General features: G+C 73.2%; 2 protein-coding genes. One reads left to right on the forward strand and one right to left on the reverse strand.

All coding sequences use genetic code 11. The features are described 5' to 3' along the window. Positions 1 to 22: 22 nt before the first annotated feature. Positions 23 to 2,887, forward strand: coding sequence for a type 2 lanthipeptide synthetase LanM family protein (locus tag D7V77_RS40370; RefSeq protein WP_120581501.1), 2,865 nt, complete (start codon positions 23 to 25; stop codon positions 2,885 to 2,887). Positions 2,888 to 2,940: 53 nt separating this feature from the next. On the opposite strand, the gene D7V77_RS40375 is transcribed toward D7V77_RS40370, so the two are convergent. Continuing rightward, the coding region (locus tag D7V77_RS40375; RefSeq protein WP_147452325.1) for a DEAD/DEAH box helicase at positions 2,941 to 4,741 on the reverse strand (1,801 nt) is incomplete at its 5' end.

The raw sequence follows: 4,741 nt of genomic DNA on the forward strand, positions 1-4,741 counted from the left end.
CACCCCCAAGGGAGCCCCACCCATGGTGCATGAGCAAGCGTTGACGGTCACCGAAGTCCCGCCCGCCGGGTGGCTCGCTCGCCCCGTGAACGTCTTGCTGGCGCCGCAGCTGGAGACGCTGTCGGAGCGGCTGGCTCGGATGGCGGACCTCTCCGCCCGGGAGCGCGAGGTCGTGGAGACAGCGGCCCGGCAGGCCGTGGGCTTCAGCGCCCAGCTCAAGCTCAACCGGGTGTTGCTCCTGGAGCTTCACGCGGCGGGGTTGGAAGGGTGGCTGGACGCCACGGACTCCGAGGGCCGGTGGAACCAGTTCCTCGACCGGGCGTGCACCTCCGGCTTCCACGCGCACCTGCGCGAGCGCTATCCGCCGCTCCTCGACCGGTTGGCCACCGTGGGCCGGCTCCAGGCCCAGGCGGTGTTGCGGCTCGCGGAGCGGTTCGTCGCGGACCGGGACGCGCTGTCCGCCTTGCCAGGCAAGCCTCGCGGCGCGCTGAAGCGGCTGCGGCTGGGCGAGGGCGATGCCCACCGGGGCGGCCAGACGGTCGCGTTGCTCGAACTGGAAGAGGGGCAGGTGCTCTACAAGCCCCGGTGCATGCGCGTGGACCGCGCGCTGGAGGGGCTGCTGTCGAGGCTGCTCGCGCCGGATGACGCCGCCACGCGCATCCGCGTGCCGTCCGTGCTGGTGCGCGCGGGCTATGGCTGGGCGGAGTTCGTGGAGCACCGCTTCTGCGAGGGCGAGACCGAGCTCGCGCGCTTCTACCGGAACCTGGGCCACTGGCTCGCGGTGATGCGCCTGCTGGGCGGCACGGATCTGCACTCGGAGAACCTCATCGCGCACGGGCCCGTGCCGGTGGTGGTGGACGTGGAGAGCCTCTTCACCCCGGACCCGCCCGTGCCCCCGGCGGAGCGTGGGCTGGCGGTGGACCTGGCGGCGAAGGCCATCCGGGGCACCGTGCTGCGGACGGGCCTGCTCCCCGTGCGCAGCGGAGGCCCGGGCCTGGGCGGATTGGACATCTCCGCGGCGGGTTCACTCCCGGGCCAGCAGCCGCGCATCCACGTGCCCACCATCGTGGGCGGCGGCTCGGACGCGGCCCGCCTGGGCATGACGTGGGTGGAGCGTCCGCCGTCGAGGAACCATCCCAGCCCGGAGCCCGTGCTCGCGCGGCATTGGGATCAGGTCGTCGGCGGCTTCCGTGAGCTCACGTCGCGGATGAAGTCGCTGGACGCGGACGGAGAGCTGCGCCCGCTGCTGGAGCCGTTCATGGGCGCGGTGGTCCGGCGCATCCTGCGGCCCACGCAGACCTATTCGGAGCTGCTGCGCATGCTCTGGCATCCGGCGTCACTGCACGACGCGCCGAAGGCCCGCGAGAAGGCACACGACGTGATGCGCCGCAACGCGGAGGTCTCTCCCGGTGCGCCGTCCTCGACGCCCGTCATCGAGGAGGAGCTCTCGGACCTGTGCGTGGGCGACATCCCCGTGTTCACGCTGCCCGTGACCCGGAGCGTGATCGACGCCACGGTGGAGGCGTGGCGTTCCGTGGATGAGTCGCTGGAGGAGATGACCATCCAGAGCACGTTGATCAGCGCCTATCTCAACGAGAAGGCCCTGCCGCCACGCGTCCCCGCGCCTGTCACTTCAGCGCGCAAGGAGCGCCTGGATGCGCGGCGCCGGGCCCAGCTGTCCACGCTGGTCCGCCGCGTGCGCGACGCGGCCGTGCGAGGTCCGGACGGCACGGTGACGTGGATCAGCCCGGTGCTCGCCGAGTACGGCTGGGCGGTGCGGCCCCTCTCCGCCGAGCACTACAGCGGGCAGGGCGGCGTCGCGGTGGTGCTGGCCCAGTACCTGCGCGAGGTCCACCACGGCCGCGCCGACGCGGTGGAGGGACTGCCCACGCTGCTGGAAGGCACGCTCGCGGTGCTGCGCGCCACGGAGGACCGCGTGCCGGTGAAGTCGCCGGGTGGCTTCTCCGGGCTCGCGTCGCAGGTGTGGATCTGGTCCACGCTGCACGACCTGGGCACCGTCCCCGGCGCGTTGGACCGGGCCCGCGAGCGCGCGGCGGTGCTGACGCCCCAGGTGCTGGATGCGGACGGACTGCTGGAGGTGCTGGGCGGCGTGGCGGGCGTCATCGTCCCGCTGCTCAACCTGGTGGACCAGACGGGCGAATCGAAGTGGCTGGACATCGCGGCGCACGCGGGGCAGCGGCTGGAGGACACGGCGCGGAGCGTGGCGGGGGACGCGCGGTGGTCCACGTCGATGTTCCCGGAGCCCATCGGCGGCTTCGCGCACGGCACGGCGGGCATCGGCTGGGCGTTGGCTCGGCTGGGCCTGAGCGCGGCGGGGACGGCGGCGGACCGGCGCCGGTGGCGCAGCCTGGCCGAACGCGCCTTCGACTTCGTGGACGGGCTCTACCGGCCGGACGTGGGCAACTGGACGGACCTGCGCCGCCCGGACGCCACGGATCAGCTGACGACCTGGTGCCACGGGAGCACGGGCATCGGCCTGGCGGCGGCGGACCTCTTCGCGCGCACGGGGCTGCCGCGCTACGAGGACCTGTTCCAGCGGGCCCGGGCCGCGGCCGTGCGCGAGGGCTTTGGCTGGATCCACACCCTGTGTCACGGCGATCTGGGACTGTGGGAGCTGATGGAGACGGCGCGGCGGCTGTCCTCGGAGCCGCTCGGGCAGGAGCGGGAGACGCTGGACGCGGAGCTCATCTCCGGCCTGGAGGCGCGGGGGCCGGTTGCGGGGCTCGCCCGTGACGCCTTCTCGCCCGGGCTGATGGCGGGGCTGGGCGGCGTCATCCACACGCTCTTGCGCATGCACCCGGAGAGCCGGATCGCGTCGCCGCTGCTGCTGGGGCGCGCGCGGGACCTGGACCCGGACGCGGTCTGACGCGTGCGTCACCGGCCCGCCCATGACGGGTGGCCGGTGACGCGAAAAGGACGTCAGTCGCGGGTGTCGCGGCGCACGGTGACCTTGCGGCCGCGCAGCGTGGAGCCCTTCAACGCGGAGATGATGCGCGCGGCTTCCGGCTCCGGCACCTCCACGATCGAGTACATGTCCGCGATGTGGATCGCGCCGATGCGCGAGGAGTCGAGCCCCGCCTCGCCCGCGATGGCGCCCACCAGGTCCGCCGGCCGCATGCCCGCGGTGCGGCCCGCGCCGATGAACAGGCGCGTGACGTTCCACTCCGGCGCGCGCGGGGGACGCGCGGGGGCCCGCTCGGCCCGTTCGCCGCGCTCAGCCCGTTCGCCGCGCTCGGCTCGCTCTCCGCGCTCGCCCCGGTCGGCGGTGCGGGGGCCTCGCGACGGGCGCTCGGCGTCTCGGTCCGCGAACTTGCCCGGAGGACCGGAGCGCTCCGTGCGCGAGAACTTCCGCTCCGCCGGCGCCGACACCTGGGGAATGTCCTGCTCGGCGGAGTCCTTGCCCTCGTCCTCCTTCTCCTGGAGGAGCTTGATGGCGGCGGCGGCCACGTCCATGACGCTGAACTCGCCGGACAGGTCCTCCGCGATGCCGCGGAACGCGTCCAGCTCCCCGCCCACGAGCGCCTCGCGAAGCGACGAGCGGATCATCTCCAGCCGGCGCGCGCGCAGGTCCGACACGGTGGGGACCGCGGTGACCTCGATGCGCTGACCGGTGAGCCGCTCGATGTTGCGCAGCAGGCGGTGCTCGCGGGGCTCCAGCAGGGTGATGGCCACGCCCTCGCGGCCGGCTCGGCCCGTGCGGCCGATGCGGTGCACGTAGGCCTCCGGTGCGTTGGGCACGTCGAAGTTCACCACGTGCGTCAGCCGGGGGATGTCCAGGCCGCGCGCCGCGACGTCCGTGGCGATGAGCAGGTCCGCCGCCTGCGACTTGAACTGCTTGATGACGCGGTCGCGCTGCTCCTGGCTCATGCCGCCGTGCAGGGCGTGGGCGCGCCAGCCCCGGCCGTTGAGGGACGTGGTGAGCTCATCCACCTCCGTGCGGGTGCGGCAGAACACGATGGCGGCGGTGGGGGACTCCAGGTCCAGCACGCGCCCCAGCGTGGCGATCTTGAACGCGCGCGGGACGATGTAGGCCGTCTGCCGGACGCGCGGCATCTCCCCGGCCTCCAGCTTCTCCTTCTCGATGCGCACGCGCACCGGCTGGTGCAGGTGGCGCTCCGCGATGCTGGCGATGCGCGGGGGCAGGGTGGCGGAGAACAGCGCCGTCTGCCGCTTCTCGGGCGTCTCGGAGAGGATGGCCTCCAGGTCGTCCGCGAAGCCCATGTCGAGCATCTCGTCCGCTTCGTCCAGGACCACGGTCTGCACCTGGTCCAGCTTCATCGTCTTGCGGCGCAAGTGGTCCAGCGCGCGGCCCGGCGTGGCGACGATGACGTCCACGCCGCGCTTGAGCACGCGCAGCTGCCGGCCAATCTCCTGGCCGCCGTAGAGCGGGAGCACGCTGACGCCCAGCTTCTGGCCGTAGCGGTGGATGGCCTCGGACACCTGCATGGCCAGCTCGCGCGTGGGCACGAGCACCAGCGCGGAGGTGCTGTGCGGTCCGGCGGCGCCGGGCTTCAGGTGCTGGAGGAGCGGGAGCGAGAACGCGGCCGTCTTGCCGGTGCCCGTGGCGGCGATGCCCAGCAGGTCCTTCTGGGCCAGCAGCGGCGGGAGCGCGGCGGCCTGGATGGGGGTAGGCTCTTCGTAGCCGAGCGACGTCAACGCTTCGACGAGCTCGGGCTTGAGCCCGAGCTCGTCGAAGCGTTGACGTCGCTCGGCTACGAAG

It is taken from the genome of Corallococcus sp. CA041A (genome assembly GCF_003612075.1).
In the GTDB taxonomy this organism is placed as follows: domain Bacteria; phylum Myxococcota; class Myxococcia; order Myxococcales; family Myxococcaceae; genus Corallococcus; species Corallococcus exiguus.

Bases quoted from the DNA above. Each gene is read 5' to 3' on its own strand.
- D7V77_RS40370 (WP_120581501.1), top strand. From the start codon at position 23: ATGGTGCATGAGCAAGCGTTGACGGTCACCGAAGTCCCGCCCGCCGGG.